We start from the raw sequence: 272 nt of genomic DNA, 5'->3' as shown, positions 1-272 counted from the left end.
GGAGAAGACAAGGATGTGCAATGGGTTATCGATCCACTGGATGGCACTACTAACTTCATTAAGCGCCTGCCGCATTTCTGTATTTCTATCGCCGTACGTATCAAAGGCCGCACCGAAGTGGCCGTGGTTTACGATCCAATGCGTAACGAACTGTTCAGCGCCGTACGCGGCCAGGGCACCCAGCTGAACGGCTATCGCCTGCGCGGCTCCACCGCTCGCGATCTGGATGGCACCATCCTGGCGACCGGTTTCCCGTTCAAGCTGAAGCAGCA

The 272-nt window shown here is 57.0% G+C and carries 1 protein-coding gene; it reads left to right on the top strand.

The window, feature by feature from the left end; translation table 11 throughout:
* Window positions 1–272: inositol monophosphatase family protein (locus ACKRDP_RS09940; RefSeq protein ID WP_409154625.1), on the top strand; the 272-nt coding region annotated here is incomplete at both ends.

This window comes from Pampinifervens navoyensis (assembly GCF_046159715.1).
Classification (GTDB): Bacteria; Aquificota; Aquificia; order Aquificales; family Aquificaceae; genus Pampinifervens.
The sequence above is the reverse complement of the archived record's forward strand: the minus strand, read 5'-3'. Positions and strand labels throughout refer to the sequence as shown.